We start from the raw sequence: 2364 nt of genomic DNA, 5'->3' as shown, positions 1-2364 counted from the left end.
CCGACGGGCACGGCGCCGGACGAGGCGGCGGGCGCTGGAACCACTGCGGACGACCGGGGCGCGGGCGTCGTCGGCCGGACGGGCACCGCCGGAGCCAGCGCAGCCAGCGGTGGCGCGATGGGCGCAACCGCGGCGGACGCCTTCAGCGGAGGCTCAGCGGGCGCGGCCCCCGCCTCGTCGGACGGGGCGCCAGTCGGCCTGGCCCCCGTTTCGTCGGCAGCGGGAACCACGGGCACCGCCCCGGAGGAACCGGACGACGGCGAGGAGCGGGCCGAGGCCGACGCCGTCGTGGCCGACCCCGTTGGCCTGCACGCGCGCCCGGCGGCCCTCTTCGTGCGCCTGGCGGGCACATTCGAGTCCCGGATCACCGTGAACGGCGCCAGCGGCGCCTCCGTGCTGGAGATCATGTCCCTGGGCGTCGCGCAGGGGGACACGGTCCACCTCACAGCGGTGGGAGAGGACGCGCACGCCGCCATCGTGGCCCTGACCGATATGCTTGAGCAACGGAACTGAGACCGAAGGAGACCGAATGACCGCCAAGTCCGTCCTGCTGGACGCGCAGCAGCTGCTGGACCCCGATCTGGAGCACACCCTCATCATCGTCAAGCCCGACGGCTTCGCCCGGGGGTTCACGGGGGAGATCATCCGCCGCATCGAGTTGAAGGGGTACACGATCAAGGGCCTCAAACTCATGGTCGCCTCCAAGGAGCTGCTCGCCGAGCACTACCGCGAGCACAAGGACAAGCCCTTCTTCCCGGGGCTGCTGGAGTTCATGAGCTCGGGGCCCGTCGTCGCCATCATCGTCGAGGGGCAGCGCGTCGTCGAGGGCATGCGCAACCTCATGGGCGCCACCGACCCGACGACGGCCGCCGCCGGGACGATCCGCGGCGACCTGGGCCGCGCGTGGAACACCCCGCACATGGAGAACCTCATCCACGGCTCGGACTCCGCTGAGAGCGCGAACCGCGAGATCACCCTGTGGTTCCCCGAGATCTACTGATCGGAACGCTATTATCGCAGCGTGTACCTGAAGAGCCTGACGCTGCGGGGGTTCAAGTCCTTCGCCAGCGCGACGACGCTGCGCCTCGAACCGGGGATCACGTGCGTCGTCGGGCCCAACGGGTCGGGCAAGTCGAACGTCGTTGACGCCCTCGCATGGGTCATGGGCGAGCAGGGCGCCCGTGCCATGCGGGGCGGCAACATGGCCGACGTCATCTTCGCGGGCGCGGGGTCGCGCCCGGCCCTGGGCCGCGCCCAGGCGGACCTCACCATCGACAACTCGGACGGCCTGCTCGACATCGAGTACTCCGAGGTGACGATCAGCCGCACTCTGTTCCGCGGGGGCGGCAGCGAGTACCAGATCAACGGCGCCCCCGCGCGCCTCCTGGACGTGCAGGAACTCCTGTCGGACACGGGCATGGGCAGGCAGATGCACGTCATCGTCGGCCAGGGCCAGCTGGACGCGATCCTGTCCTCCACGCCGGAGGAGCGGCGGGGCTTCATCGAGGAGGCCGCCGGGGTCCTCAAGCACCGGCGCCGCAAGGAGCGGGCGCTGAAGAAACTGGCGGACATGGACGCGAACTTGGTGCGCGTCCTGGACTTGACCAACGAGATCCACCGGCAGTTGGGGCCCCTGGCCCGCCAGGCGCGGACCGCCCGCCGCGCCCACGTCATCCAGGCCCGCGTGCGCGACGCGAGGGCCCGCCTGCTCGCCGACGACCTGGTGGCGGCGCGCGACCGCCTCGACGCCCATTCCGCCTCGGAGGAGGCGACGGCCCGCCGCCGCGCCCAGCTGGAGGGGGAGCTCGCCTCGGCGCGCGAGGGCCTGGCCGCCCTGGAGGACCAGGAGCGCCAGTGGGGGCCGCGCGTGGAGGAGGCGGGCCGCGCGTGGAGCTCCCTCACCACCATCACGGAGCGCCTGCGCGGCACGCACATGGCCGCTGGGCAGAAGGTCGCGCTCCGGCGCCAGCCCGAGCCCGAGCCGTCGGGCGAGGACCCCCAGGCCCTCGACGAGGCGGCCGCTCGCGCCGGGGAGGAGGACGCGCGGCTGCTCGCCCAGGTGGAGGAGGCCCGGACGGCGCTGGCCGCCCGGACGCGGGAGCGCGGGCAGTGCGAGGACGCCGACGAGGCGGCCTCCCGGCGCTTGGCGCTGGTGAACGCCCGCGTGGCCGACCACCGCGAGAGGGCGGCGCGCCTGGCGGGGGACATCGCCACCGCCGTGTCGCGCCACGAGTCCGCCCAGGGGGAGGCGGAGCGCGCCCACCGGGCCGCGGACGCCGCGATCGCCCGCAGGGACGCCGCCGAGGCGGAACTGGCGGGCATGGAGGACCCCAGCGGCAGTGCGGACGGCGGGGACGCGGGGGG

The 2364-nt window shown here is 73.8% G+C and carries 3 protein-coding genes; all 3 read left to right on the top strand.

Going from position 1 to position 2364, the window contains the following annotated elements; genetic code table 11:
* A partial coding sequence (locus BH719_RS09950) for an HPr family phosphocarrier protein (RefSeq protein ID WP_009400160.1) occupies window positions 1–513 on the top strand: 513 nt, incomplete at its 5' end.
* Between the two features lie 16 nt (window positions 514–529).
* A complete protein-coding gene (ndk, locus tag BH719_RS01550) occupies window positions 530–1000 on the top strand; it encodes a nucleoside-diphosphate kinase (RefSeq protein ID WP_009400158.1) in 471 nt (156 codons plus the stop codon).
* A 21-nt stretch (window positions 1001–1021) separates the two neighbouring features.
* A partial coding sequence (locus tag BH719_RS01545) for an AAA family ATPase (protein WP_009400157.1) occupies window positions 1022–2364 on the top strand: 1343 nt, incomplete at its 3' end.

It is taken from the genome of Pauljensenia hongkongensis (assembly GCF_001746855.1).
Lineage (GTDB): Bacteria > Actinomycetota > Actinomycetes > Actinomycetales > Actinomycetaceae > Pauljensenia > Pauljensenia hongkongensis.
This window is presented reverse-complemented; position numbering and strand designations above follow the sequence as displayed.

Coding starts and splice junctions, on each gene's coding strand:
- ndk (WP_009400158.1), top strand. CDS start 530: ATGACCGCCAAGTCCGTCCTGCTGGACGCGCAGCAGCTGCTGGACCCC.